The organism is Arthrobacter sp. 9MFCol3.1 (genome assembly GCF_000620385.1).
Lineage (GTDB): Bacteria > Actinomycetota > Actinomycetes > Actinomycetales > Micrococcaceae > Arthrobacter.
In genome coordinates this window covers 26,297-52,281 of record NZ_JIBJ01000017.1, presented here as the reverse complement: position 1 = coordinate 52,281, position 25,985 = coordinate 26,297, and the positions used below count along the sequence as shown (strand labels likewise).

The following is a 25,985-nucleotide window of genomic DNA, read 5'->3' as shown; positions in this document are numbered from 1 at the left end:
TGCCACGCCATACTGAGCCATGGCATTGGACCGTCGCTCCATACTGATCGTTACGGCTGCCGGGATTGTCGCGTTCGGCGCCGCCGTCTACGCCCCCAACGCGACGGAACCCGCCTACGCCCGGTCAGGTACGGTAGACCCGCCGATCATGCGGTTCGATCAGTTCCCCATCGGGCTCACCGATGTCGTCCCGATCAATGCATCGCCTGCAAACCAGTACTCCATAGTCCGAGCGCCCGGCGACTGGATCTACGCAGTGTTCTGGGGTGCGGACATGAATCCCTACGTGACCAAGAAGAGGGAGGGATACTCGGGTTGGGAAATCTTCAGCCTGGGGACCTTGCCCGGGAATCCGCTCTCCGCCCCTGCCCCTGCAGATGAGCACAACAACTTAGCCGTAATGGTGGATGGCCAGGGCTACGTGCACATTGCGGGCAATCATCATCGCACACCGTTGAACTATGTCAGGTCAGCGGTTCCGGGCGAGGTAACGGCTTGGGAAGCACCCGGGATGGTTGGGCTCGATGAAGACGAGGTCACATACCCGCGGTTTGTGAAGACGCACGATGGGAACCTCCTATTCTTCTACCGCGCCGGAACAAGCTCGGACGGTGACCTCATGCTTAATTGCTATTCCACCGCCACCAAGACGTGGTCGCGGGTGGGCATGATTCTGAAAGGTCACGACTGGGCGGGGCCCGGGACGGATGATATGACGGCCTACCCGTCGCAGGTTGTCCATGACGAATCGACCGGGCGTTTGCATGTGTGGTGGACGTGGCGCAGCACCATCCATCTTGAGTCGAGCCACGACCTCTGTTACATCTACAGCAACGATGAGGGCGGGACCTGGTTAGACGGCACCGGGAACCCAGTCACGCTGCCAGTTACGGCGGCCAATGCCGCGGTGAAAGTGTTGACAGGAGGGGCGGAATAGGCGCCACCGGCGCTTGCATAGATACAGCGGGAAGTGCCTACGCCGCCGTGCGATTCCCCGCGCCCGATAGTCAGGTCCGGCTCTACAAGAGGACCGGTTCAACGTTTAGTTATACAGTTATCGGCGCAGACCCCATAGGTCATGCTGCGATCTTCGGGACCCCCGACGGGCGCGTGTACGCAATCAATTCCGAAGCAGACACCGCCTACATCCGGCAAGTAGCCCCTACGTCGGAAAGAAGCGTGCAACACCTTTCTTGGGCCATGCCGAACTGGGCGCCGAGCACGGCGGCAATGCTCAACGGCTCATATCCGATGCGTCTGCTCATCGCGCCTTGCCGTAAGAGGGCGGTCAGCAATTACGGCGGCGTCCTCACTATGATCGTTAGTCCGAGCACGCTGGCGGCGATTGCCTCGGGGAATGTGGTGCTCCCCGGGCCCGAGGCCCGTCGCTGGCACGTCTTAGGCTTAGGCGGCCGTCCGGGTTCATGTGACCGCACAGGATGCTCCCGGCCAGTGGTCTGGACGTGGCATGGAATCACTGGGCCATTATGCGGCCGGTTCGCTTCCGGCTGAGCAGTTTTCCAAACCAGGACTGCAGCCGGTCTTTGGCAGCGTTCACGTCGGCGAGGGATTTGTGACAAGCAGTGTCCTGAGCTGTTCCTTGGCCAGCCAGGCGGCCGGATCCGCCGCTGCCCGAACGTGAGGACCTCGGTGCCGGTGACGCTGTAGTCGGGCAAGTCGAAGACGGTGGTGGCAGAATCTGGACGCGGGAGATGAGGCACAATCAAGGCTCGTTGCTCCTGAATTTTAGCGATCGCCTAGAGAACATCCATCGCAGCAGGACGAGGAGCCTTTCAGCTTTCTCAACACGGAACCTGTCTCACCGTCAAAAATATACAGGCTCCACGCCCTGCTCCTGGTTTACGACCCTTGCGCTGTCATCCGTTCGGGGAGGCTATGGAGTGACGATTTACTCTGCTCGGAGGAGCTATTTAGGTTTGACTGGCAAAGGCATCAATAATGTTTTGAAGCTCGCCGCTGTCGCGAAGATGACGACCGGTGAGGTGTCCGCACCCGAGCGGTATGGTGCTTGAGTGGGGCAAACGCTCGATGTTGGAAGCGTGGAATTTGTCGACCGGGTGCTCTGTGCCGAAATATGTCACGAATCGAGTGTGCGGAAAGTCGCCAGCCAGGGAGCCGCTCAAGTCCAAGTATTGCGGCGTATCCGTGGATTTCCAGATTCTCTCGACAGCCCATCCCCATCGAGGGTCTCGAAACTTCTTCCGTTTCTCTTGATCAATGAAGGTCTGCGGAGACATGGCTAGGACCTCTGTGGCGGCGCCAAGAATTCCCAGCATCAAGGCTCCGTAGCCGCCCATAGATTGGCCCATGGCAAGTACCGGTCTGTTGCCGGCAATCTGTTTAACTCTATTGGCCGTGGACTCAAGATCGGTAGAAAAGCCAACCACGCCGCCGTGATACCAAAGTCTGGACCGATCTCGGAGGAATAGAACTGATGCCGGCGAGTGTGCCAACGTTCCGCCGAACGTGAACGTAGGCGGACCAGCATTCACTACCCTCTGTTCATCTGTCTCCGGTCCAAAATCGGCCATTGAAACGATGAGCACTTCACCGTCGCGGTGTTCATATATCCAGTCTCCGTTTGATTCCATGTCTGCCTCAGTAGTAGTTCAATTTTCGGCCAACGAATTATCGTAGCGGGCTTAGGGCTGTTGCCCGGTGTGCGATGGCTCCGCTGGTTGCTCGTCCGATGTTGCGGGCTCCGAGCCTCTTCGGTGTTCTCGGATCAGCTTTGCATGCACCACCAAAGACCGGAAGCGAACCCGTTTATCAGACTGACCGGCAGACTCCCACCGGAAACGTTAGGGATAACTGGCCTCGGTTGGTTCAGAGACGTGCTCCCCATAGATGCGCCGTGGGCTTTGTTCACGAGCGACACGAAAAGAATGGCGAAGAACGTCCCAATCGCTTTCGCGGCGAGCCTGCGGAGTCCCCAGGTCCCACACGACGGTACCTAGACTAACTTCCATCGATCAATAAAGGCGGCCGAAAGACCGCGATTTGGAATGCCGAGCCAAATTTCAGGGACGGAACCCGCGTCAATCGCCACGCCCCCCCGGTCCTTGATGATGTGACAGTAGTATTTGGCGAGCAGTCCGGCGGAAACTAGGTAAGGCATACCGGGCTCAGGCTCGATGCTTTGTACAACCTCGTCGAACTTATCAGGATAATGACGCGAATTTTTCCGGTCGGCGGCATTCAGGAAAACAGCTTGGCGTGGAATCAGGTGCTGCACAACTTCCCTTATCCCAAATGTCTGGCGCATCAAATCAGCCAATTCCGGATAACTTGAAATTAAGCCTACGCGTTGCTGACCAGCGAAGATCTTTCCATAGTGGCCAAGTAGGTGGCGATTCGTCCAAGCTGAGGCCGTGGTCTGGTCATTCTTCAGCAGCCCAGCCACCGCTAGCGCTGCAGTGCGATTCCCGACGACTGCGCGGACATCCAAGTCTTCCTCGGGGGTTTGGTAACCCCGCAAGATTGCCCCGTCTTCCGGTATGCCGATGGCGTCGGCCGACTGAATTGCGGTGAGCATATACTCGAGAAAGTCGTCCCTATTGTCATTGACAACTGAATCATCTCCAAAGTGCATGTAAGAAATGCGACGAAGCATGTATTCTTTAAGAGCAGGGTATCCATCATATTTGAACAAGCAGTTGCCTTCGCCATCGCTCATACGGACCAGGCTGAAGCCGGTGCCGCTTTCGATCGCATTCAGAATAGCTGAGGCAATTGATCCAGCTTTATCTGAGGCGTCCAGGCGTCCGCCGGAATTCTGCGTTGAATAAAGGCTTAGAATGCTATCGCTTGGATTCTGCGCTGTGAATTGGCGGTATTCGTTGGCGGCTTCCTCCGAAGGGGGTGACCAAATATTTCCACCTAATATCATCGGTAATTGTCAACTTTCATACTTGAGGCAAACGAACCAAGCGGACTTGCCTTATTCTGTAAAGGTTGCTACGGCGTTAGAGCGATGTTGTCTTTGGGCAGGTGTTGCTTGAAGGCCAGGACGGGGCTCGCGCCATTTCCCTTCGTGGCCTGATCCCGGACGCGTCTGAGCGAATCGACGTGCCTCCTTGCACTTACGTTCCGTTCAGGTCCCTAGAGTGGGCGAAATGGGAATGCCTGAATGGGCGTCGGTCCCATGCGGAGCCATAGCGACGCCAATATTCACGAGCGACACTAACAGGCACCATATTACTGTCTCGCTCGGGCGGTGCAGGCTGCAATGCCGGGCCTGAAGGCAGCGGGCGTGTAGAACTGTATACGTGGACATGAATCTAAGTTATGGGCGCCAGCTGCGCGTAAGCGTCGGAGACGAGTGGCAGGGCCAGACCATCGACTCCGTCGAAGAGGTCGGGTTGGCAGTCGCTGACGTATCAATCCGGCCTACGCTCGTGCGCCACGGCGACACCCTTGCCGTTGCCTTCTATGACGATTCAAGGCGCCTCACAATTGCCCACAGAACCGTTGCGAGCTCTGACTGGAGCTTTCAGAAAATAGATTCAAGCGTTGGCTGGGACAGTCACAACTACATTGATCTGGGCTTTGACAAGTCCGGGCGGCTGCATGTCGCAGGCAACATGCATGCGTCTCCTCTTCAGTACTGGATCGTAGACCTAAACGACCCTTCGCGGGAGACGTGCCGGCTCGCCGTCTTATGGCAAGCCGAGAAGGAACAGAAAGTCACGTACCCCAGGTTCCTTCGGGACGATGCCGGAGATCTGCTCTTTACTTATCGTGATGGAACCAGCGGCGACGGGGACTTCGTCTGCCTTCGTTGGGATGACGACGCAGCGAAATACGAGTCTGTGTCTGATCGCCCGCTTATCGAGGGTAAGGGGAAGCGTAACGCCTATATAGACACCAACGCCCCTATTCTGGGGCCAGATGGTGGCTGGCACTTGCTTTGGGTTTGGCGCGACTCCCCGGATGCTGAGACTACGCACACCGTCAACTATGCGCGCAGCGCGGATCTCGTGAACTGGAACGATGCTGGTGGGCGGCCGCTTGGACACCCCCTTGTCGAAGATGCCCGCATCGTGGTGGACCCGGTGGGGCCCCGCTGTGGGCTCATCAATAACAACGTTCGATTGGGATTCCTCCCCGACGGGCGGCCGATGGCTGTCTACCACAAGCGAGACGATGCTGGCTCGCAGCAGATCTGGGGAGCGGTATTCAACGGTGATGATTGGACCAGGCGACAGCTCACTGAGTGGGACTACCGGTGGGATTTTTCCGGAATTGGTTCCCTGGATTTTAAACTCGAGATTGGCGCCCCGGTCACGACTTCATCGGGTGTCCTGGTCGACGTGCGCCGAGACGAAGAGGTGCAGACTCTAGCCCTGAGTGAGTCGCTGTCGGTGACGTCACAGCACCCTGCATCACCGTGGAACCCGCTCCGCCGGTTCCATCGAGACGGTGGACTGTATGACAGGATGACGCGGGGGCGGGACTGGGCGCCGGAAGACTCCGGAACTGAATGGTTCATGTTGCACAGCTCGGTACCTGAACAGCGGGACCGACAGCCGGCTGGCCAGGCTCCCGCCGCGCAACCAATGGTCATGGTGGAAATGTCCCGATCAGTCACAGGTTAGCGCCGGGGGAGGGGCGGAGTCTGTTGCTGCTGCATCTGCTCTGCCCGATCGGGGGTGTTGTGCGTCACTCCGGGCCTTATGGGAGCCGCGATAGCGACCCTGCGTTATATAGTGGACCCGTTTGGTTGCGCCGTCTGCGCCCAACCACTGAAAATCAACTGCTGCTACTGGGGGACTAGTGACACTACGACTAACCGTTATCGGTACGGGATACCTCGGCGCGACCCATGCGGCTTGCATGGCGGAACTCGGCTTCGAGGTTCTGGGCGTCGATGTCGACAAAGAGAAGATCGACAGCCTGAGCCGGGGTGAACTGCCCATCCACGAGCCTGGCCTGCCTGAGCTGCTGCGCAAGCACACCGAGTCCGGCCGGCTGCGCTTCACCACCTCCTTTGAAGAGGCCGGCGCCTTCGGCGACGTCCACTTCATCGCCGTCGGAACCCCGCAGCGGGCCGGCGAGCACGCCGCGGACATGACCTACGTGGACGCCTCGGTGACCGCCATTGCCCGGGCCGCCACGAAGGACTCGCTGATCGTGGGGAAGTCGACCGTTCCGGTGGGCTCAGCACGCCGCCTGAAGGGCCTTGTCGCCGAAGAAGCGCGCGACGGCGTCACGGTCAACTTCGCCTGGAACCCCGAGTTCCTGCGTGAAGGCTTCGCCGTGGAGGACACCCTCCGCCCCGACCGCCTGGTGATCGGCACCGACTCCGCAGCCGCGGAGGCCACCCTGCGCGAGGTCTACGCGGACGCCATCAGCCGCGAGACCCCGTTCATCTCGACGGACTTCGAAACGGCCGAACTGGTCAAGGTCGCCGCGAACGCCTTCCTGGCCACCAAGATCTCCTTCATCAACGCCTTCTCCGAGGTCACCGAGACCGTGGGCGGCAACATCCGCACCCTGGCTGACGCGATCGGGCTCGACGCCCGGATCGGCCGCCGCTTCCTGAATGCCGGGATCGGCTTTGGCGGCGGCTGCCTGCCCAAGGACATCCGGGCGCTCCAGGCACGGGTTTCCGAGCTCGGCCTGGACACCACCATGCGTTTCCTGAACGAGGTTGACGAGGTCAACCTCCGCCGCCGCGACCGTGCCGTGCACGTCGCCGAAACCCTGCTGGGAAGCCTCGAAGGCAAGCGCGTGGCCGTGCTCGGCGTCGCGTTCAAGCCCAACAGCGACGACGTCCGCGACTCGCCGGCCCTGGACGTTGCTGCAAGGCTGTTTAACAGCGGAGCGGACGTCAGCGTCTACGACCCCGCCGCCAACGCGAACGCCGCCAAGCGGTACCCGCGCCTGAACTACGTCGACTCCATGGCCACGGCGGTGGCGGACGCTGACCTCGTCATGCTGCTGACTGAATGGCCCGAATTCCGGGACACAGATCCTTCGGCCCTGTCGGACTCGGTGGCGCACAAGCGTATGTTCGACGGCCGCAATGTCCTGGACCACGAAAAGTGGACTGACGCGGGCTGGGACATTGTGTCCCTTGGCCACAAGAGCGAACTCCTGGACCTCGCCGCGGCCCACTAGCCAGGCCGTCCGGTTCCGGTCGCCCAACAGGAAGGGGTTCCAGCCTGAGCAGTCGCTCAGGCTGGAACCCCTTCCGGTTCCCGGCCCTGCGTCCCGGCGGCTGTCGTGTGGGCAGGGCAGAAGAGCCTCCACTATCAGGTGCACGTAGCAGATGAAGTCGGACCGAGGTGTTGCGTATGTAAGGTCCTGTTGTTGGAGTATCTTACTGTTGGGCAATCAGCGAAGGCAGCGCTCTATATGGGGCTAAATCACCTATGCCGCAATATGTCAGCATGTTACGGTTCGCGCATGATGTTCAGCGGCCTCGCCGCGGCCTTAGCGGCGGTTTTCGTAGCGTGCAGCAGTCCGGCTGCCCCCGCAGAACTGCGCGGCCAGCCTCCGGTTGCATCGGCAGCCGTACCCGCAAACTCTGGGCTTGTCTGCAACGTGGACCGGAGGGGCCCCGGTGCCGCCAGCGCACCGCAGACGTACCGTTATGTCTCCACCACGCAGGTCGGAACGACATGGGCGGGCCAGCCGGTGGGGCAGGGCATTCTTGTCGCCGGCAACACGCAGTACGTGGCCTACTACGATGCCAGTCGCAGGCTGGTGGTGAAAAGCCGGGTGGGCGCTGCGTCCTGGGTGACCAAGGTTCTGGATACCAGCGTGGGATGGGACAGCCACAACTACGTCACCATGGAGTTGGACGCCAGGGGTAACCTGCACGTGGCCGGTAACATGCATGTCTCGAATCTGAACTATTACATCACGTCCGCACCCGGGAACGTGGCCACCCTAACCAGGGTTCCCACCCTTGTTAATGCCAAATTGGAATCTGCGGTCACCTATCCGCAATTTTTGAAGAGTGCCTCGGGCGAGTTGTTTTTCATGTTCCGGAACGGCGGCAGCGGTAACGGTAGTAATTATGTTTACCGCTTTGTGACAGCGACCGGAAGCTGGCAACTCGTGACTTCGGGGGCTCTCTTGGACGGGCAGGGACAAAGCAGTGCCTATTCCCGTGCTCCGATCGCGGGACCGGACGGATATTTCCATATGGTGTGGATGTGGCGCGACACACCTGACGTAGCCACAAACCATTCGCTGTCTTATGCAAGAACCAAGGATTTTGTCCACTGGCAAAATGCCATGGGCGCCGACCTGAATCTCCCCTTGACGAGGCAGAGCCCTACGATGGTCGATCCCGCAGCGGTCGGTTCGGGTTTGAGTAACTCAATAGTGCGCCTTGGCTTTGACGGGGCCAAGCGGCCCGTCATCAGCTATACGCGCTACGACGCAGCGCGCGGGAATCAGCTCTTCCTCGCCCGGGCGGACAACCTGGGGACGTGGCATCGAGCGCAGGTCACGCGCTGGAGCGGCGTGTTTCCCGTGACCGGCACCGGCAGCATTCAATTTCCCTTCTCTGCCGGGACCGCGCAGCCGGCAGCCAACAGCACGCTCCAACTCAGCTACAGCTGCCTTGGCAAGGGGCGGACCATAGTACTCGACGAGACTTCGCTGCAAGTTAAATCGGACACGCGGTCTGTGTCACCACTTGTGGGCAAGCCGGTACTGCCGGTGTTGAGAAACGACCCCCAGCTTGTGACGAACAAAGCCTCGACGACGGCGGGCAAGAGCCTCTATATCCTGCAATGGCGCTCAATGCCCTTGAACAATGACAAACCCCGGGCAGTGATTCCGCCAGCTGAACCTCTTCTCATCTTGGAGTACAAGTCCGACTAACCGCGGTTCGCACGGCTCCTCACCCTACAGCGAGGCGTAGAGCTTGCCGGTGGTCGTCAGCGTCCCGTTGGTGTGGAAAAGGGCCGAGCAGCCCATTTTGGGATCCAAGGCCGGGCGGGTTTTCCAGGCAAAGCGCTCAACGAACGGCATGGCGCGCAGGCCGGCGACGGTGGCGCGCATGAAGTCCTCCGTCTGGGCCCGCGAGTAAACGCTTGGCCGGGTGGAAGTGGCGTTCCAGTCAGCCACCGCATACTCGGTCACCCAGATCGGCTTGCCGTACCGCTCATGCAGTTCCGTGACCTTCCTCAAAAACTCGTCCGCTTTGGGCCAGGCGTAGCGGTGCATGGTCATGAAGTCAACGCGCAGTCCCTTGTTCTTCGCCTTGGCCATGAAGTCCGCGAGCCAGGGGCTGGCGGGCCCAGTGGTGGCGGGGGACCCAAGCCGTAGCCCGGTTGCCTGCAGTCGGGGCCACAGGCTAATGGCCTGGTCCACGGACATATTGGCTTGGGCCTCGTGGTCGGGCTCATTGAAGCCGAGGAGGTGCTTGGTCTTAGTCTCGGCTAGTTGGCGGGTGACATAGCCGATGGCATCCTGCTCCAGCAGGGTCCTGGCACTCTTGATCATAGGGACAAAGGGCGTGGCCGTAGCGACGTTGGGGTGTGAGCCCCACGTGTAGTGCCACTTCAGCTTGAGGCTATTGATCTGCTGGAGCGCCAGGGCGTCCTTGCCGCCATGCCCCAAACCTTTGAGGGTGTTGGCGGGAGTGGTGATGGCCGGGACAGTCGGGATTGCTGCCGTGGCTACGGCAGCCTGGGCGGATCCCGCGGTGGCGGCGAGCAGGGCGCCCGGCGCTGCCATCGCGGCCAGGGGCATGGTGAGAAACCTACGGCGTTCCATGAGTTCCATTCGTGAAAAGTTGATGAGGGGGCTCCACCACTGGTGCAGAGATGGGAAGGCCAGGCGCCAGTGCGTCGGTGCGGATTCCGCGCACAAAAGCGGCCACGAAAGGTGACAAAGGTGACTGCTCCGGCCTGTGTGGTCTCTGATTCAGTTGTGGCTGAAGTCAACTTAGCAGGTTGGATACCCGGGAATGCCCCGGTAATACACAGGAAATACGCAGTTTTCTGCGCAGCCTGCAGCGGTCCACGCTGTTGGGTGGGGACGGGCCCTAGAGGGACCGGTAAAGCTCTCCTGTGGGGGACAGGGATCCGTTGCTCCGGAACAGGGCGGAGGCGCCCATGATGGGATCGTCATGAGCCCGTGTTTTCCAGGCAAAGCGCTCCACGAAGGGCATCTCCCGGAGCCCGGTGACGGTCTCGCTCATGAACGCCAGAATCTCCTTCTCCGTGAACCGGGAGGGCGACTTCGTCGTGGCTTTCCAGTCGGCCACGGCGAATTCGGTGATCCAAATCGGTTTCCCGTAGCGTTCATGCAGTTTCTGCACCGTACTAAGGAACGAGTCTGCACGGGGCCCCGCATAGGAATGCATTGTGACGAAATCCACGCGCAGGTTCTTGGCGGCGGCACCATCCATGAACCGCTTGAGCCAATCGCCGAGGGCCTGGACAGGCGACGGAGACCCGAGCCTGAGACCGGAACGTTCCAGCTGGGGCCACAGCCTGAGGGCCTCGCTGGCAGACATGTCCGCCTGGCCCTCATGGTCGGGCTCATTGAAGCCGAGGAGGTGTTTGGCCCCCGTCCACGGCACCTCGGAGCGCACTTGCTCAATGCCTTTCCGCTCCAAGGATCCCCGCCCCCAGATCATCGGCACAAATTCAGCGGTGTGGGCCGAAGCTGGCCGGAGGGGCGGGTAGCGCGGTCCCCAATTGTAAAACCAGTCCAAGTCCAGCGAATTCAGCTCCTCGAGGCCGAACCCGTCGAACCGGGGCATGCCGATGCCCTTGCTGGCATATCCGGGCCGGGGCCGGCGGGTAATGGGCGCGGACGGAGTTGGTGTGAAAGGAGCACCGGGCTTCGGCGACGTCGACGGAGCGGCCGGCGGCCGGGGGCCTGGTGCGGTATCCGGAGTGCACCCCGCCAGGGCGGCGGCGCCGACGGCGAGGGGGAGCGTGAGAAAGGTCCTGCGGTCCATGTGCACCCCCTGGCATCGTGGCGGAATCCGGTCAGAATCCAAGGGAGTCAGAGCTGCAGTAGGAGAACGCAATTCTGCCAACCCGCATCCTTGCCCGCTGAACACTCATTCTTCCACGAATGACCGACCTGATTCGACTCGCCGTTCGGGGTCCGGACCCGGTGCGGGCCGGTGCCTACGCCCCGGTGAACTCCGCGGTGCGATAGCCGACGCCGAGCAGTTCCTCGATGGCTGCCACCGTGCGGGCGGCGGCTTTGCCGTCGCCGTAGGGGTTCACGGCGTTTGCCATGGCGGTGAAGTGCGCGGAATCGTGCAGGAGGTGGCTCACCTCGGCAACAATCCGTTCTTCATCGGTGCCGATCAGCTTCACGGTTCCGGCCTCCAGTGCCTCGGGCCGCTCGGTGTTTTCCCGCATCACCAGGACGGGTTTGCCGAGGCTGGGCGCTTCCTCCTGCACTCCGCCGGAGTCTGTGAGGACGATGTGCGCCCGGGACAGCAGGCGGGTGAACTCGCCGTAGGCCAGCGGCTCAGTGACCAGCACATTTGCTTTGCCGTCCAGTGCGGGCAGCACCGCCTCGCGCACCACCGGGTTCTTGTGGGCGGGCAGAACAATCGTCAGTTCCGGCTCGGCGTCGGCGATCCGGGCCAGCGCCCGGCCCATGTTGCGCATGGCATCGCCCTGGTTTTCACGGCGGTGCGTGGTGACCAACAGGATCCGGCGGCCGCTGGTGGCCAGCTCTTCCAGCCGGGGGTCCGTGAAGGGCAGCTGTTTGTCCACCGTGGCCAGGAGGGCGTCAATCACCGTGTTGCCGGTCACTACGATGTCCTCCGGACTGATGCCTTCCCTTTCCAGGTTTTCCCGGCTAGTGGAGGTGGGAGCCAGATGCAGGCGGGCGATCTGGCTCGTGATCTTGCGGTTGGCTTCCTCCGGAAACGGCGAGAGCAGGTCTCCGCTGCGCAGCCCGGCCTCGACGTGCACCACGGGGATGCCGTGGTAGAACGCTGCGATGGCCGCGGCCGTGGAGGTGGTGGTATCGCCCTGGACAACGACGGCGTCCGGCCTCGACCCGGCAAAGAGCGTCTCCAGGCCGTCGATGGTCCGCGTCATGATGGCCGACAAGGACTGCCCTGGCTGCAGGATGTCGAGATCGTGGTCCGGAACAATGCCGAACAGTTCGTTGACCTGGTCCAGCATCTCGCGGTGCTGCCCGGTGACCGTCACGATGCAGCGGAAGAGCGCAGACTCCTGGAGTGCGCTGACGATCGGCGCCATCTTGATGGCTTCCGGCCTGGTTCCGAAGATCGGCATGATGCTGTGCATGGTCATTCCCCAAGGGTGTGCGAGTGGTGGGTAAGGTCTGTGGCCCGGAACTAGCCGAAGAGAAGTGCAAGCGCAATGGCCGGCACCGCGATGACAACGAAGAGGACGGCCAAGAAAGCCACCCGCCGTTTGCGTCGGTTCTGCGCGTCCCGGATGAGTTGCTGGGCTTCTTTTTCCCGGATAGCGGCGGCCTGGGCCGCCGCTTCAGCGGCTGGCCCCGTAATGTCCCGCTCTGGGGCGTCTTGTGCCCCGGCCTCCACAGTTCCGGCATCCTGCTCGGCCGGCGCTTCGGCGGGCGGTTCTTTGAGCGGAAGCGGCTCCGCCCCGGGCACCAGGAGGGTGTCCGCGATCTCCGCGTGCATGCGGCGCCTGCGCAGGTGCCGGGGCGCGGCAGCCAGCGGGGGAGGGCCGTCAGGAGTGTGTTCCAGCATGTCCTCCTCGCCTGGGTCAGATGCCCGGACCGGCTGACCAGTTCAGCCGGATGAGGTTCAATTGTTACATTTCCGCTCACTGATTGGCGCATTCCGGCCGCAAGGAAGCATCGATCAGTCCTCCGGTTTCGATCACAAACCGCCGCAACCATTGGCCCAAATCCAGGTCCGGATGTGAGGCAACCATCTGTACGTCCGCCGTCGTGCACTGGCCGATCAGGCGCCCCGCGCGCGTGAGGTGATAACTGGACGTCACGACGGTGACGGACTTCCAGCCGTTGGCCTTGACCAGGCCCGAGATGGCCAGTGCTTCGCCGCGGGTGTCCAGGTCCGGGGGGCGGAAGCAGATGACGGCCGCGTTGGGGAAGACGGCCGAATTGCACGCCTCATCCGCCACCCGGTTGCCAAACGTGTCCGTGTGCGAGATCACGAGGACCGGAACGTGGAAATCGGCCTGGAACTGGCGCGCCACCGGCAGGCGTTCGGAAGCCGCGCCGCCGAGCATGATGACGGCGTCCGTCCGGTGCACGCTGAGGGGGTCCACGTTAACGAACAGTTGAAGGGCGATGACCAGCCACAGCAGGAGGCCCCCGACGGCGACCGCGAGCACCCTGCGGGTAGCGGTATTCACCGCGGCGACGGAAGGAGGCACGGCTAAGAGTTTGGCACGCGGTTTTCAGGTGGCGAAATGGTGCGCCGGTGCTGCGCCAAAACTTGCACAAAAGAATGCGTGATGCAGTTGTGATTTTGGAGATCAAAGTTACTGGGGTGACAGATGTGGATTGCCGTTTATGCTGTAGGCAACTTACGTCGCTCCCACCACAGGTATCCACCTTCGGTCTCACCCCTAAGCGAGCAATCTTGCGAAAACTAAACATAGCGGCAACCGTGATTGCCGCCGTGATGCTGGCAGCAACCTTGCCGCAGGCCGCCGTGGCTGCTGTCGAGGTGCCGGCCGCTGGACAGGTGTCCGCCGGCGCACTGGCGCCGTCGGCTGCCGTGCAGAATGGTTCCGTGCAGACTGGTGCCGTGCCGGCGGTGTCGGACCCGAGCCCCCAGGGGGCGGTGGATGACTTTGTGCGCCCGGAGCCGCCCGCAGGCAGGGCCAAGTCCGAATACACCTACGTCAGCGCGCCGCTCGCCGGCACGTTGAAAACCACATTGGTGACGGTGCAGTTGGCCGACAAGTCTGCAGCCGAGACGGACACGGCCGTCCCGATGGCGGCGGCGAAGGCCTCGCTCAGCGCCGCCAACCGCTATTGGGCCTTCGCCACAGCGGGCCGGGTGGATATTGCGCTGAGTTCGTCGCGCCAGCTGCACAAGTCCGCCGCGACCTCCAAGCAGTCGCCGGCGCAGATCGTGGACATCGTCTCCCAGGAGCTGGGCTGGACGCAGAGTTCCTACACGGCACTGGTCATGTTCATCCCCGGTGCCTACCTCACCAACGGCGCCGCGGGCATGACCTACAGCAACGGCAACATTGGCGGCCGCATCCTGATGCCGCAGAACAGCCGGCTCTCCACGCCTGTCCTGGCACATGAGTTCGGGCACGCCCTTGGCATGGACCATGCCAACAGCCTGTTGTGCGGCAGCGGCGCCATGGACGTGGCCTCCGGGCCGTTCGCCGGGTTTGCGGATGCCACCTGCAGCATCAAGACCTACGGCGACAACCTGGACCTGATGGGTATCTCGCACTTCGACATCATGCCGGAAATCAGCGCCAGCTTCTGGGAAATGGGCCGGTTCGGCAACGGTAACGAGATCGCCAACCTGGGTACGGTGTCCGCCCCCCGCACGGTGAACCTCAAGCCGTGGGCCGGAACAGGTGCCAACCGCGCAGCGAAGTTCACGGACCCGAAATCCGGCGAGGTGTATTTCCTCGAACTCCGCACTCCGGTCGGTTACGACTCCGTGATTGCGCAGAACGGAAACCGCGGCGTGAAGATCACCCAGCAGGGCGGAGGCAACTCCTCAATCCTGCTTCCGCCCAATACCCGGGCAACCGCCTTCAACGGCTACTACAGCAACACCCAGGCCTGGCAGGCCGGCCAGACCTTCACCACGCACGCCGGCACCAAGGTCTCCATCGGCGCCGTCAGCGACACCGCGGCCACCGTGACGATCCGTCCGCCGGGTGCGCCCGCGAAGGGCTCCTTCGACAGCGCAGCCCTCGCGGTCACCTCCTCCGGCGCCACCATCAACGTCCGCGGGTGGTCGGTGGATCCGGCGGCGGCCTCCACCTCAACGCAGACGCACATTTATGTCACAGCACCTGACGGCACGACGACGGGCCATGCCTTCACGGCGGACAAACCGCGCGCCGACGTCAACGCGGCGCTGGGCATCAGCGGAAACCACGGCTTCCAGGCGTCGATCGCCGTCAAGGCGGCCGGACAGTATCAAGCCTGCGCTTATGCGATCGGCATCTTTAACAACACGGCCCTGGGCTGCCGAACCGTCACCCTGGCCGGCACTCCCGCACCCGAGGGATCCCTCGATGCGGTCAGCACCGCCATGGTGTCTGGCAAACCGTCCATCAAGCTGCGGGGCTGGGCAGTGGACCGCGGCAAGCCAGGCGCATCCATCCCGGTCCACGTCTACGTGACCACCCCTGCAGGGGACACCACCGGCCAGGCCTTCACCGCCAACCTGGAGCGCCCGGACGTCAATAAGGCCTTGGGGATCAGCGGCACGCACGGGTTTGCGATCACCATCCCGGCAACAGAGACCGGCACGTATCGGGTCTGCGCCTACGCCATCCCCGTCGCCCCGTTCGCTGCCGGTAACACCACACTGGGCTGCCGCAACGTTCCCGTGGCTGTCAGTGACCCGCCCACCGGGTACCTGGATTCCGTGTCCTTCATCAACGCCGGGTCCTCGGCGCGGCTGGACGTCGCAGGCTGGTCCTTCGACGCCGGCGTCCCGTCGGCGTCGATCCCTGTCCAGCTGAGCGTCACGTCCCCGGACGGCAGCACGAAGACAGTGACCACCACCGCCAACGCTGCCCGGAGCGACGTCAACGCCGCCATGGGGATCGCCGGTTCGCACGGGTACCGGACATCCGTGAGCGTGACGAAGGCCGGAACGTACCGCGTCTGCGCCACCGGAATCGCTGTTGCCCCACTGACCAAGGGCAACGGCTTCCTGGGCTGCGTGAACGCGACGGCGGCCCCTGCTGCGCGGCCGGTCGGCTATGTGGACGCCATCGTGGTGCAGACCAAGACGCCGTCGGCGGTTATCACGGCGTCCGGCTGGACCTATGAACCCGGCACGCCGGCAGCGTCCAACGCCGTGCACATCTACGTCACGGGCCCGGACGGCAAGACCAAGGGCTACCCCTTCACCGCGAACGGGACCCGGCCGGACGTCAATGCCGCGTTCTCGCTGACCGGAAACCACGGATTCCGGAACAGCATCCCGATCACCCTGTCCGGCCGCTACCACGTGTGCGCTTACGGCATCTCAGTGAGCCCGCTGAGTGCGGGCAACACACTGCTCGGCTGCCGGGATGTGGTTGCGCAGCCCGCCGCACCGGTGCGGGGTTACCTGGACACCGCCCGCCTGTCCGGGACCAGCACCAGCAGAACGATTCTGGCGACCGGCTGGGCCATGGATCCGGGCTTCACGAGCCAGAGCGTTCCGGTCCGCGTCACCGTCAAGTCTCCGGATTCGAGCTCCGAGAGCTACAGTGTCCGGGCCAACATCTACCGGCCGGACGTGAACAGCGCGCTGAACGTCAGAGGCAACCACGGCTACCGTGCCGCCATTCCCATCAAGGCCCGGGGCAAGTACACCGTCTGTGTCTCCAGCGCCGGGGCCGGCGTCCTGCGGACCGGGGTGTCCGCGCTGGGGTGCCAGTCCCTTACCTACTGACGATGTGAAGGGTTCCCTGGAGCCACAGCCCGGCACGGTCGGTCCGTCGCGGTAGCGTAGGGCTGTGCCTGAATCTCCCGTGCCTGAAACTCCTGTGCCCGACACTGTGCCTGATGCCGCTGCGACCGGATCCGAGCCTGCGGACGCCGCGCTGACCGTTGCCGGGCTCTCGGAGTCCCAACTGCTGGGGCGCATCTTCCCGCGGCTGACGATCCCGCAGCCCGTTGGCGGCCCGGCGGCGGCGTCGTACTTGCTGCTCGGCCCGGGGGACGACGCCGCGATTGTCGCCGCACCGGACGGGCGGACCGTGCTGAGCATCGACACCCAGGTGGCGGACCAGGATTTCCGGCTCGAATGGAACAACGGCTACCGGACCACCGGGTACGACGTCGGCTGGAAGGCCGCGGCGCAAAACCTCAGCGACATCAATGCCATGGGCGCCCGGGCCACGTCCCTTGTGGTGAGCCTGACCATGCCGCAGGAGACCCTCGTCTCCTGGGTGGAGGATTTCGCGGACGGCCTCGTGGCCGGCATCAGGGGGCTGGGGGCTCCGGCCTGCGCGGTGGCCGGCGGCGACCTCGGCCGCGGCCGCGAACTGGCGGTCAGTGTTGCCATCGTGGGGACCCTGGACGGTAAAGAGCCCGTCCTGCGCTCCGGGGCCCGGCCGGGGGACACCGTGGCCCTGGCGGGAACTGTGGGCCGGGCCGCCGCCGGGCTGGCGCTGCTGGAGTCGGACGTCCCCGTGGGCGACCTGACCGCCGGGCAGCGCTCCCTCCTGGACATCCAGTGCAGGCCGCAGCCGCCGCTCGCGGCCGGACCGCTGGCGTGTGAGGCGGGAGCATCGGCCATGATGGACATTTCGGACGGCCTGGTCCGGGACGGAAACCGCATGGCGGCCGCCAGCCGCGCGGTGCTGAATCTGGAAGCCGCCGCGCTGAAGGAGCTGGCCGCCCCGCTGCTGCCGGCGTCGGAACTGGTGGGGGCCGACCCGATGGCCTGGGTCCTCGGCGGCGGTGAAGACCACGGGCTGCTCGCCACTTTCCCGGCAGGGGTTCCGCTCCCTCCCGGGTTCACTGCGATAGGCTCGGTAGAGGCCCCTGCACCAACCGAAAGCACGGGGGTAACGATCGCGGGCAGGCCCGCTGACGCTGTGGGATGGGATCACTTTGCAGACTAAGATTGCCGCCAACGCGCAAGCGATGAAGCGGTGGTTGGGCAAGGCGGAAACCACGCTCGGCAACCACAGCGACCGCCTGAACGCCATCAACATCTTTCCGGTGGCCGACGGCGACACCGGCACCAACCTCTACTTGACCGTCCGCGCCGCGGCCCACGCAGCCGACGCCGCTGTGCCGGGACATCCGGTCGGGGCGACGCACGCTGCACCGGATCCGTCCCTGCATGACGTTGGCGCCGTCCTGGCGCAGGCCGGCGAGGTTGCCATGGAGCAGGCCCGCGGCAACTCGGGAACCCTCTTCGCCGTCTTCCTCTGCGCCGCCGCCGAACCCCTGGCCGGCCACACCCGGATCAGCTCACCCCTGCTGGCTGCGGCCCTGAACCGGGCCCAGATCCGGGCCTGGTCGGCGCTGAGTGATCCCGTGCCCGGCACCATGCTCTCCGTCATGGAGGCTGCCGCCCGCGCCGCGGCCGCCGTGGACTCCGCACACGACGGCGATGACAGCAACCAGACGCTCGGGCTGGCCCTGGATGCCGCCGTCGAGGCGGCCCTGGCCGCCGTGGTGCGCACGGAAGAGCAGCTCGATGCCCTGCAGGCCGCCCACGTGGTGGACGCCGGCGGCGTGGGCATGCTGCTGATCCTGGACTGCCTCCGCTCCGCCGTGCTCGGCGAGGAGCTCCAGAGCGAACTGCTGGACGGGCTGCACGGCTACGACGTCCAGGATCCGCATATCCACGTCGGCATGCCGCGCGACGAAGGCGTCGAAGTCATGTGCACCATCTCCCTGTCCCCGCTGGACGCCGCCATGATGCGCCAGCGGCTCGACGAAATGGGCGACTCGGTGATCATGAGCCAGGTTGGCGGCGGCGCGGATGCCGCCGGGCGCTACCGCTGGCGCGTCCACGTCCACGTCCTGGATGCGGACCCCGCCGTCGCGCTGATCCGTTCCCTGGGCGAGCCCACGGACATCTCCGTGAGCGAGCTCGCAGTGCCGCGCGACCCGGAGGCACCGGCCGCCACGGTTGCCGCCACCGTTGCTGCCCCCGATGCTCTCGCAGCTGCCGCCGAAACCCGAAACCCCGACGGACATGCCCGCTGAACTTGAACTGGGCCTGGAGCGCCGCATCGGCAAGCGCTCCGCGGCTGTCATCGAAAAACACCTCGGCATCACCACTGTCGGCGGGCTCCTGAACTACTTCCCCCGCCGTTATCTCAGCCGCGGTGAGCTGACGCCCATCAGCGAGGTCCCGCTGGACGAGGAAGTGACCCTGATTGCCCGGGTGGTCTCCAACAGCACCCGGGCCATGCGCGCCCGGCGCGGCTCCCTCACCGACGTCGTAATCTCCGACGACGCCGGGACCCCGGGAACCGGGTTGGACAGAGCCGCCGGCGCACTGCCGGGCACCCTCAAGGTCAGCTTCTTCAACGGGTTCCGGGCCAAGGCCGAGCTGCAGCCGGGCCGGCGCGCCATGTTTTCCGGCAAGGTGACCCGCTACGCCGGATCCCTCGGCCTGACCAACCCGGATTTCCTGCTGCTCGACGAGGACCCCGAAACGCCGGGCCTCGACCCGGAGAAGCTCGCCGCCATGCCGATCCCGGTGTACCCGGCCACGGCCAAACTGACCAGCTGGTCCATCCAAAAGGTCATCTCCACGCTGCTGGACACCGTGGAGCTGGAAACCCTCGGCGACCCGCTGCCGGCCGAGATCGCGGCGCGGGAGAAGTTCCTGCCGGTCGCGGATGCCTACCGGCTGATCCACGCCCCGCAAACCCCCGCGGACTTCCAGCGTGCCCGCGACCGGTTCCGCTACCAGGAAGCCCTGGTCCTGCAGTCGGCCCTGGCCCGCCGCCGCGCCCAACTCGCCGCCGAGGAAGCGACGGCCCGCCGCCCGGCACCCGACGGCCTGCTGCCAGCCTTCGACCGCCAGCTGCCGTTCACGCTGACCGCCGGCCAGGCCGCCGTGGGCAAGACGCTCTCCGACGAGCTCGCCCGGGACTCGCCCATGAACCGGCTGCTCCAGGGCGAGGTGGGCTCCGGCAAGACGATCGTGGCGCTGCGCGCCATGCTGCAGGTAGTGGACGCCGGGGGACAGGCTGCCCTGCTGGCCCCCACCGAAGTCCTCGCCGCCCAGCACTATGAATCCATCCGGCGCACGCTCGGACCGCTCTCCCGGGACGGGATGCTTGGCGGGTTCGGCCCGGACGCCGTCCAGGTCACCCTGCTCACCGGCTCCATGCCCACCGCGGCGCGGAAGCAGGCCATGCTGGACGCGGCCTCCGGGACGGCCGGAATCGTGATCGGCACCCACGCCCTGCTCAGCGACAACGTGTCCTTCTATGACCTCGGCCTGATTGTGGTGGACGAGCAGCACCGCTTTGGTGTGGAACAGCGCGACGCCCTCCGGGCCAAGGCCAGCAAACCGCCGCACCTGCTGGTCATGACCGCCACCCCTATTCCCCGGACCGTGGCCATGACTGTGTTCGGCGACCTCGAGACCTCCGTGCTCGATGAACTCCCCGCCGGCCGCGCCCCAATCTCCACGCACGTGGTGGGGCTCGCGGAACACCCGGGGTGGGCCACCCGCATCTGGTCCCGTTCGCGGGAGGAGATCGACGCCGGCCACCAGGTCTACGTCGTTTGCCCCAAGATCGGCGCGGACGACGACGGCGACTTCACCCCGGGCGAGGCCGAACCGTCCGCCGCGGACCTCGAAGGCGAGAACGGCGGGCGGGAACTCGCCTCCGTCACCGGCGTCGTGGAACACCTCCAGGACGAACCGGCCCTGGCCGGGATCACTGTGGCGCCGCTGCACGGCAGGCAGGACCCGGTGCTGAAGTCCGAGACCATGGCCTCCTTCACGGCCAACCAGACCAAGCTCCTGGTTTCCACCACCGTGATCGAAGTCGGCGTGGACGTGCACAACGCCACGCTCATGGTGATCCTGGACGCGGACCGTTTTGGCATCTCCCAGCTGCACCAGCTGCGTGGCCGGGTGGGCCGCGGCGGGCTGCCCGGGACCTGCCTGCTGGTCACCACCCTGGAGCCGGGCCATCCGAGCCGGCGCCGGCTGGATGCCGTGGCTGCCACCACCGACGGCTTCGAACTGTCCCAGGAGGACCTCAAGCTCCGCAGGGAGGGCGACATCCTCGGCGCCTCGCAGTCCGGCGGCCGCTCCACCCTGAAGCTGCTGCGCGTGCTCGAACACGAGGACGTGATCGCCCGGGCCCGGCAGGACGCCCAGCGGATCGTCGCCGCCGATCCCTCGCTGCAGGGCCAGCCCAGGCTTGCGGCCGCGATCGACGAATACCTGAACCCCGAGAAGGAGGCGTTCCTTGAACGCGGCTAGGACCATGAGCCAGGCAAACACGTCCACGGCGGATCGCGCATGAGCCGGATCATTGCCGGCGCGGCCGGCGGCAGCACGCTGAACAGCGTGCCCGGGAACCTGACACGGCCCACCACGGACCGGGTCAAGGAGGCCCTGTTCTCCCGGCTGGATGCCTTCAACGTCATCGCCGGCGCCCGCGTGCTGGACCTGTACGCGGGATCCGGCTCGCTGGGGGTGGAAAGCGGCAGCCGCGGCGCGGACTGCGTGGACCTGGTCGAATTCGACGCCAAGGCTAGCGCCGTCTGCCAGCGGAACGCCGACCTCGTCAATACCGTCTCGGGCCGCAAGGTGGTCTCCGTGCACCGCTCCAAGGTCGAATCCTTCCTGGACCGGACCGCCGACTCCGCCATTTGGGACCTGGTATTCCTGGACCCGCCCTACCCCCTGGACGAGCCGGCCCTCGCTGCCGTGCTGGCCAAGCTGGTGCCGCACCTGGGCGAGGGCGCTGTCGTGGTGGTGGAACGCTCGTCCCGGAGCCCCGAGCCGGCGTGGCCCGAGGGCATGGAACGGTTTGCCGAGAAGAAGTACGGCGAAACCCGGCTGTGGTTCGCCGAGCCCGGCGTGGAAGCCGTGGACCTGGAGGCAGGGGACGCTGCGGAAGCAGTGGACCTGGAGGCCGGGGACTAGCCGGCCAGCGCGTCCAGATCGACGCCGGCGAGCAGCCGGGCCGGATGCGGACCGCGCGCCGTGAGCGCCGCCGTCCAGACCTCGGGCCACGGCCCCTGCGTCCCGGTCAGGATGATGTTTCCGGGGTACCGGCCGGTGAACATTCCGGCCTCCGCGAAGGCCGAGACGTCGGCCATGGCCCGGCGCATGGCCGCGATCTGGCTCCGGACCAGGGTCAGCCCGGGTTCGTCGCCCACGTTGACTATCAACACACCGCGCGGCGTCAGACGCGCCGCCGCCTCCTGGTAGAAGCCGGTGCACGCGATGTGTTCCGGCGCCTCCGGCCCGGAGAAGATGTCCAGGATCACGACGTCGAAGCGCAGGTCCGCCGGAAGCCCGGCGAGGGCGTCGCGGGCATCGCCGATCACCGTGTGCAGATCGGTTCCCTCCGGCAGGGGCAGCTGCGCGAGCACGAAGTCCAGCAGTTCCCGCTCCAGCTCCACGGCGTACTGGACCGAGCCGGGCCGGGTAGCCTGGATGTAGCGGGCCAGCGTCAGGGCCCCCGCGCCCAGGTGCAGCGCCGTGATCGGCTCGCCCCACGGGGCGGCAAGGTCCACGACGTGCCCGATCCTGCGCAGGTATTCGTAGAAGATATCCGCGGGGTCGGCCAGGTTGACGTGGGACTGCTCGGCGCCGCCGATGCTCAGCACGAAGCCGCCCTCGGTAAAGGGATCCGGTTCGATCACGGCGTGCTGTCCGGTGGTCCGCAGGAACCGCGAGGCCCCGGGTTGCTGCCCGGCCATGTTCACAGCCTGTCGCGCAAGGTCGCCAGCCGCTCGGCGGCCTCCTCCAGCACGTGCAACTGCTTGCAGAACGCGAAGCGGAGCAGGCTGCGGGTGCGCTCGGCGCCGTCGGCGTGGCAGAAGACAGGCACCGGGATCGCGGCGACGCCCACGAGGGCCGGCAGCCTGCGGGCCAGCTCCACCGAATCGGTGATCCCCAGCGGTGAGGTGTCCACGTTCACGAAGTAGGTCCCCTGCGGGGTCAGGACGTCGAGGCCGGCCGCGCGCAGTCCCTCGCTGAGGATGTCGCGCTTGTACCGGAGGGTGTCGGCAATGCCGGCGTAAAACTCGTCCGGAAGCCCCAGGCCCACCGCGATCGCGGCCTGGAAGGGCGTGCCGGAACTGTAGCTCAGGAACTGCTTGACCGTCCGGGCGGCGGCCACGAGCTCCTCCGGCCCGGAGAGCCAACCGATCTTCCAGCCGGTGAAGGAGAACGTCTTGCCGGCCGAGGAAATGGTGAGCGTGCGCCCGGCCGCCCCGGGCAGCGTCGCGATCGGGATGTGCCGCACACCGAAGGTCAGGTGCTCGTACACTTCGTCGGTGACGATGACGGCGTCGTATTGAGCGGCCAGTTCCACGACGCGCTCAAGCACCTCGCGGGGGAACACCGCTCCGGTCGGGTTGTGCGGATTGTTGATCAGCACCACCTTGGTGCGGTTGCTGAACGCGGCCTCGAGCGCGGCGAGGTCCGGCATGAAATCCGGGGCCAGCAGCGGGGCGGTGACGTGCGTGGCGCCGGAGAGCCCGATGATGGCGCCGTAGGAGTCGTAGAACGGCTCGAACGTGAGCACTTCATCTCCCGGACCTACCAGCGCGAGCAAGGAGGCGGCGATGGCCTCCGTGGCGCCGGTGGTGACGATGATTTCGGTCTGGGGATCGGGGGTCAGCCCGTAGAACCGCTGCTGGTGCACCGCGATCGCCTCCCGCAGCGGCAGGATGCCCTTGCCGGGCGCATACTGGTTGGCTCCGGCGGCGATGGCGGCCTGGGCGGCCTCCTTGATCTCCACAGGGCCGTCCTCGTCCGGGAAGCCTTGGCCGAGGTTGATGGCGCCCGTGCTCAGGGCCAGGGTGGTCATCTCCTCGAAGATCGTGACGCCCAGCGAACCGTCGGGGGAGAGCAGGTTGGCGCCGGTTGCGGCGCGCTGCCACGGGAACTGGGCAGGGAGCTGGGCGGGGCCGGTCACCGGGAACCTGCCGTATCGGAGCTCGCGGCGGCGGTGAGGCCATCGGCGGCTGGCCTGCCGGTGAACCTGTCCATGGTGGTGTAGATCCCAAAGACCTTTCCACCCACGAAGTCCCACGCCCGCACAGGCAGGATGCCCTTGAGCACTTTCCCCAGCTTGGCCATTGCGGGGGCGATCAGCTGCGGCTGCCCGGCGGCCGTGGCGCGCCATGCCCGGTCCACGGCGTCCTCGGGCGTCATGAGCGGGGTCAGCAGGGGACCGCGGGCTCCCTCGAACATGCCGGTGGAAATGTAGCTGGGGCAGAAGGTGGTGACTTTCAGGTGGCCGCAGCCCTGTTGCTCAAGCTCGAGCCGGAGCGAGTCGCTCCAGCCGATGACGGCCCATTTCGAGGCCGCGTACACGCTCATTCGCGGATTCGAGACCGTGCCGGCGGCAGAGGCAACATTGAGGATCCGGCGCGGGCGGCCGGCGTCGGCCATCATGTCCGGCAGGAACTCAAGGGTGACGTACATGGGAGCCAGGGCGTTGATGTCCATGGTCAGGGCGATGTCACGGTCCGGGGCGTGGTCCCAGAAGTACGCGCCGCGGACAATCCCGGCGTTGTTCACCAGCAGCGCCAGCGGCCCCTCGGCCCGGGCCTCCCGGGCGGCGTCGGCAATCGCGGCGCGATCCGCGAGGTCTACCGTGCGGGGGACGGCGCGGGCGCCCATGGCGGCAACTTCAGCGGCGGTGCTGGCCAGGGCATCGGCGTCGACGTCCCAGAGGATCACCACCGCGGCGCCTTCCCGGGCGGCGCGGAGGGCGTAGAGCCGGCCCATGCCCATGGCGGCACCGGTGACCAGGGCCACGCCGCCGTCCACAGTGAAAGGCCGCGCAGTGGAGGGCTGCGCAGTGGAAGGCCGCGCAGTGAAAGGCCGCGCAGTGAAAGGCCGGGCCGCGCGATTGTTCGATGCTGACATTCAGCCATGTTATCCCGGGCTTCGGCGCGGATACGGTAGGTTCGGAGCATGAGACGCGCTGTTTGCCCTGGCTCTTTTGACCCCATTCACAATGGACACCTGGAAGTCATTGCGCGTGCCGCGGGCCTCTTCGACGAGGTGATCGTGGCCGTGTCCACGAACTACTCCAAGAAGTACCGCTTCAGCCTTGAGGAGCGGATCGACATGGCCAAGGAAACGTTCGCGTCCTTGCGCGGGATCGTGGTCGAACCCGTGGGGGAGGGGCTACTGGCCGAGTACTGCCGGCAGCGCGGCGTGTCCGCGATCGTCAAGGGCCTGCGTTCGTCCTCGGACTTCGACTACGAGCTGCCGATGGCCACGATGAACCGGCAGCTGACCGGCGTCGAGACGGTGTTCCTGCCGGCGGAAAGCCACTACCTGCACCTGTCCTCCACCCTCATCAAAGAGGTCTTCGCCCTGGGCGGGGACGTCTCGGACTTTGTTCCCCGGTCCGTGCTGAAACGGCTGGCCCCGGGCGAGCCGGTCCCGAACCGGGCGCGCAAAGTGTAAGCTTGACCGGTACTCGGCGGCCTGCTGCCGGTTGCGTGGCCCGAATCCGAGGCCGCTTGTGGTGTGAACCGCCGGCGTGCCCCCGGTTTGAGTCCGTCCGGAAGTTCAGGCTAAGATAGTACGTCGGTCATATGTTCAACAGGAGTTCTCATTAAACGAGATGCTAGTTCGCCCTTGGCGTTCGACGTCAAGGACCTCGGACGCAGTCCGGGAAGCATGCGGACGCTGACGGAACATGTACCCGCGCCAAGTGATCTTGGTGTGGCGCTCATTGGCGTGCAGGAAGGCTCGGATGTCGAGCTGGACCTGCGGCTTGAGGCCGTACACGAAGGAATTCTGGTATCAGGAACCGCGCACGTTGAAGTTACTGGCGAATGCGGCCGATGCCTGGATCCCCTTGCGTATGACCAAGAGGTTGATGTGCAAGAACTTTTCTTCTACGAGGATGCTGTGTTCTCCGACGAAGAAGACGAAGAAGAGCAACGTCGAGTCGAGCACGATCTGATCGATCTTGAGCCGGTGTTGCGGGACGCAGTTGTCACCATACTGCCGTTCCAGCCGGTGTGCCGGGAAGACTGCCAGGGCCTTTGCTCCGAATGTGGAGTGCGCCTGGAAGACGAGCCGGGGCATCACCACGAGGTCGTAGATCCTCGCTGGGCCGCCCTGGCTGACTTGGCTAAGCCTGACCGGCAAAACTGAT

The 25,985-nt window shown here is 64.9% G+C and carries 20 protein-coding genes and 1 pseudogene; 11 read left to right on the top strand and 10 right to left on the bottom strand.

Annotated elements, in window-relative coordinates:
• The first annotated feature begins 19 nt into the window (after window positions 1-19).
• The gene (locus C560_RS22705) at window positions 20-937 is read left to right on the top strand and encodes a BNR-4 repeat-containing protein (protein WP_051533220.1); all 918 of its coding nucleotides are present in this window, start codon (window positions 20-22) and stop codon (window positions 935-937) included.
• Window positions 938-1,931: 994 nt separating this feature from the next.
• Here C560_RS22705 and C560_RS23390 read toward each other — a convergent pair.
• Together C560_RS23390 and C560_RS0115260 are read right to left on the bottom strand one after the other, a co-directional pair.
• Window positions 1,932-2,612: a hypothetical protein gene (locus tag C560_RS23390; protein WP_155855799.1), complete on the bottom strand. Its 681-nt coding sequence runs from the start codon at window positions 2,610-2,612 to the stop codon at window positions 1,932-1,934.
• Between the two features lie 362 nt (window positions 2,613-2,974).
• Window positions 2,975-3,910, bottom strand: a complete 936-nt coding sequence (locus C560_RS0115260; RefSeq protein ID WP_155855798.1) for a hypothetical protein — start codon at window positions 3,908-3,910, stop codon at window positions 2,975-2,977.
• Window positions 3,911-4,295: 385 nt separating this feature from the next.
• Between C560_RS0115260 and C560_RS22075 the strand changes: the two genes are divergently transcribed.
• The 3 genes from C560_RS22075 (at window position 4,296) to C560_RS22070 (ending at window position 8,862) form a co-directional block, all read left to right on the top strand.
• Entirely contained in the window at window positions 4,296-5,618 is a 1,323-nt protein-coding gene (locus C560_RS22075) for a BNR repeat-containing protein (protein WP_231494375.1), read from the top strand.
• Between the two features lie 178 nt (window positions 5,619-5,796).
• Window positions 5,797-7,143, top strand: a complete 1,347-nt coding sequence (locus C560_RS0115250) for a UDP-glucose dehydrogenase family protein (RefSeq protein ID WP_026538845.1) — start codon at window positions 5,797-5,799, stop codon at window positions 7,141-7,143.
• A 288-nt stretch (window positions 7,144-7,431) separates the two neighbouring features.
• Window positions 7,432-8,862: a BNR repeat-containing protein gene (locus C560_RS22070; protein ID WP_197026173.1), complete on the top strand. Its 1,431-nt coding sequence runs from the start codon at window positions 7,432-7,434 to the stop codon at window positions 8,860-8,862.
• Between the two features lie 24 nt (window positions 8,863-8,886).
• On the opposite strand, the gene C560_RS22700 is transcribed toward C560_RS22070, so the two are convergent.
• From C560_RS22700 to C560_RS0115220, 5 genes are all read right to left on the bottom strand, one after another.
• Window positions 8,887-9,768: a glycosyl hydrolase gene (locus tag C560_RS22700; RefSeq protein WP_231494372.1), complete on the bottom strand. Its 882-nt coding sequence runs from the start codon at window positions 9,766-9,768 to the stop codon at window positions 8,887-8,889.
• Between the two features lie 262 nt (window positions 9,769-10,030).
• Window positions 10,031-10,753 (bottom strand): glycoside hydrolase family protein, encoded by a 723-nt coding sequence (locus C560_RS22060; protein ID WP_051533215.1) that lies wholly within the window; start codon window positions 10,751-10,753, stop codon window positions 10,031-10,033.
• Window positions 10,754-11,129: 376 nt separating this feature from the next.
• Window positions 11,130-12,275: a non-hydrolyzing UDP-N-acetylglucosamine 2-epimerase gene (gene wecB, locus C560_RS0115230; protein ID WP_026538844.1), complete on the bottom strand. Its 1,146-nt coding sequence runs from the start codon at window positions 12,273-12,275 to the stop codon at window positions 11,130-11,132.
• Between the two features lie 50 nt (window positions 12,276-12,325).
• Window positions 12,326-12,706, bottom strand: coding sequence for a hypothetical protein (locus C560_RS0115225; RefSeq protein ID WP_026538843.1), 381 nt, complete (start codon window positions 12,704-12,706; stop codon window positions 12,326-12,328).
• 76 nt (window positions 12,707-12,782) lie between these two features.
• The gene (locus C560_RS0115220; protein ID WP_231494371.1) at window positions 12,783-13,358 is read right to left on the bottom strand and encodes a YdcF family protein; all 576 of its coding nucleotides are present in this window, start codon (window positions 13,356-13,358) and stop codon (window positions 12,783-12,785) included.
• Between the two features lie 209 nt (window positions 13,359-13,567).
• Here C560_RS0115220 and C560_RS22695 point away from each other — a divergent pair, with 209 nt between their 5' ends.
• From C560_RS22695 to rsmD, 5 genes and pseudogenes are all read left to right on the top strand, one after another.
• Window positions 13,568-16,579 carry a hypothetical protein gene (locus C560_RS22695; protein ID WP_155855796.1) on the top strand — a complete coding sequence of 1,004 codons (3,012 nt, stop codon included), beginning with the start codon at window positions 13,568-13,570 and terminating at the stop codon, window positions 16,577-16,579.
• 106 nt (window positions 16,580-16,685) lie between these two features.
• Window positions 16,686-17,756 (top strand): thiamine-phosphate kinase, encoded by a 1,071-nt coding sequence (gene thiL, locus C560_RS0115205; RefSeq protein WP_155855806.1) that lies wholly within the window; start codon window positions 16,686-16,688, stop codon window positions 17,754-17,756.
• A gap of 22 nt (window positions 17,757-17,778) precedes the next feature.
• Window positions 17,779-18,855, top strand: coding sequence for a DAK2 domain-containing protein (locus C560_RS0115200; RefSeq protein ID WP_043423224.1), 1,077 nt, complete (start codon window positions 17,779-17,781; stop codon window positions 18,853-18,855).
• The gene (locus tag C560_RS0115195; protein WP_026538840.1) at window positions 18,845-21,103 is read left to right on the top strand and encodes an ATP-dependent DNA helicase RecG; all 2,259 of its coding nucleotides are present in this window, start codon (window positions 18,845-18,847) and stop codon (window positions 21,101-21,103) included. Before C560_RS0115200 ends, C560_RS0115195 begins: the two co-directional genes overlap by 11 nt.
• Window positions 21,104-21,133: 30 nt before the next feature.
• Window positions 21,134-21,772: pseudogene (rsmD, locus tag C560_RS0115190) on the top strand (16S rRNA (guanine(966)-N(2))-methyltransferase RsmD); the annotation flags it as partial.
• Here rsmD and C560_RS0115185 read toward each other — a convergent pair.
• The 3 genes from C560_RS0115185 to C560_RS22045 are packed head-to-tail and all read right to left on the bottom strand — an operon-like array spanning window position 21,769 to window position 24,625.
• Entirely contained in the window at window positions 21,769-22,554 is a 786-nt protein-coding gene (locus C560_RS0115185) for a spermidine synthase (protein ID WP_026538838.1), read from the bottom strand. The pseudogene rsmD and the gene C560_RS0115185 overlap by 4 nt on opposite strands.
• Before the next feature lie 2 nt (window positions 22,555-22,556).
• A complete protein-coding gene (locus C560_RS0115180) occupies window positions 22,557-23,777 on the bottom strand; it encodes an aminotransferase class I/II-fold pyridoxal phosphate-dependent enzyme (protein ID WP_018773476.1) in 1,221 nt (406 codons plus the stop codon).
• Complete coding sequence (locus tag C560_RS22045) at window positions 23,774-24,625, bottom strand: SDR family NAD(P)-dependent oxidoreductase (RefSeq protein ID WP_043423223.1); 852 nt, start codon at window positions 24,623-24,625, stop codon at window positions 23,774-23,776. Before C560_RS22045 ends, C560_RS0115180 begins: the two co-directional genes overlap by 4 nt.
• A 159-nt stretch (window positions 24,626-24,784) precedes the next feature.
• Between C560_RS22045 and coaD the strand changes: the two genes are divergently transcribed.
• Together coaD and C560_RS23090 are read left to right on the top strand one after the other, a co-directional pair.
• Window positions 24,785-25,285, top strand: coding sequence for a pantetheine-phosphate adenylyltransferase (gene coaD / locus C560_RS0115170; RefSeq protein ID WP_026266441.1), 501 nt, complete (start codon window positions 24,785-24,787; stop codon window positions 25,283-25,285).
• A gap of 174 nt (window positions 25,286-25,459) precedes the next feature.
• Window positions 25,460-25,984, top strand: a complete 525-nt coding sequence (locus tag C560_RS23090) for a YceD family protein (protein ID WP_079553424.1) — start codon at window positions 25,460-25,462, stop codon at window positions 25,982-25,984.
• Window position 25,985: the final 1 nt, after the last annotated feature.

What these genes read in the sequence shown, in the direction of transcription:
- C560_RS22705 (WP_051533220.1), top strand. Translation starts at nt 20, where the DNA reads ATGGCATTGGACCGTCGCTCCATACTGATCGTTACGGCTGCCGGGATT.
- C560_RS23390 (WP_155855799.1), bottom strand. Translation starts at nt 2,612, where the DNA reads ATGGAATCAAACGGAGACTGGATATATGAACACCGCGACGGTGAAGTG.
- C560_RS0115260 (WP_155855798.1), bottom strand. Translation starts at nt 3,910, where the DNA reads ATGATATTAGGTGGAAATATTTGGTCACCCCCTTCGGAGGAAGCCGCC.
- C560_RS22075 (WP_231494375.1), top strand. Translation starts at nt 4,296, where the DNA reads ATGAATCTAAGTTATGGGCGCCAGCTGCGCGTAAGCGTCGGAGACGAG.
- C560_RS22070 (WP_197026173.1), top strand. Translation starts at nt 7,432, where the DNA reads ATGATGTTCAGCGGCCTCGCCGCGGCCTTAGCGGCGGTTTTCGTAGCG.
- C560_RS22700 (WP_231494372.1), bottom strand. Translation starts at nt 9,768, where the DNA reads ATGGAACTCATGGAACGCCGTAGGTTTCTCACCATGCCCCTGGCCGCG.
- C560_RS22060 (WP_051533215.1), bottom strand. Translation starts at nt 10,753, where the DNA reads ATGCCCCGGTTCGACGGGTTCGGCCTCGAGGAGCTGAATTCGCTGGAC.
- wecB (WP_026538844.1), bottom strand. Translation starts at nt 12,275, where the DNA reads ATGCACAGCATCATGCCGATCTTCGGAACCAGGCCGGAAGCCATCAAG.
- C560_RS0115225 (WP_026538843.1), bottom strand. Translation starts at nt 12,706, where the DNA reads ATGCTGGAACACACTCCTGACGGCCCTCCCCCGCTGGCTGCCGCGCCC.
- C560_RS0115200 (WP_043423224.1), top strand. Translation starts at nt 17,779, where the DNA reads ATGAAGCGGTGGTTGGGCAAGGCGGAAACCACGCTCGGCAACCACAGC.
- C560_RS0115195 (WP_026538840.1), top strand. Translation starts at nt 18,845, where the DNA reads ATGCCCGCTGAACTTGAACTGGGCCTGGAGCGCCGCATCGGCAAGCGC.
- C560_RS0115185 (WP_026538838.1), bottom strand. Translation starts at nt 22,554, where the DNA reads ATGGCCGGGCAGCAACCCGGGGCCTCGCGGTTCCTGCGGACCACCGGA.
- coaD (WP_026266441.1), top strand. Translation starts at nt 24,785, where the DNA reads ATGAGACGCGCTGTTTGCCCTGGCTCTTTTGACCCCATTCACAATGGA.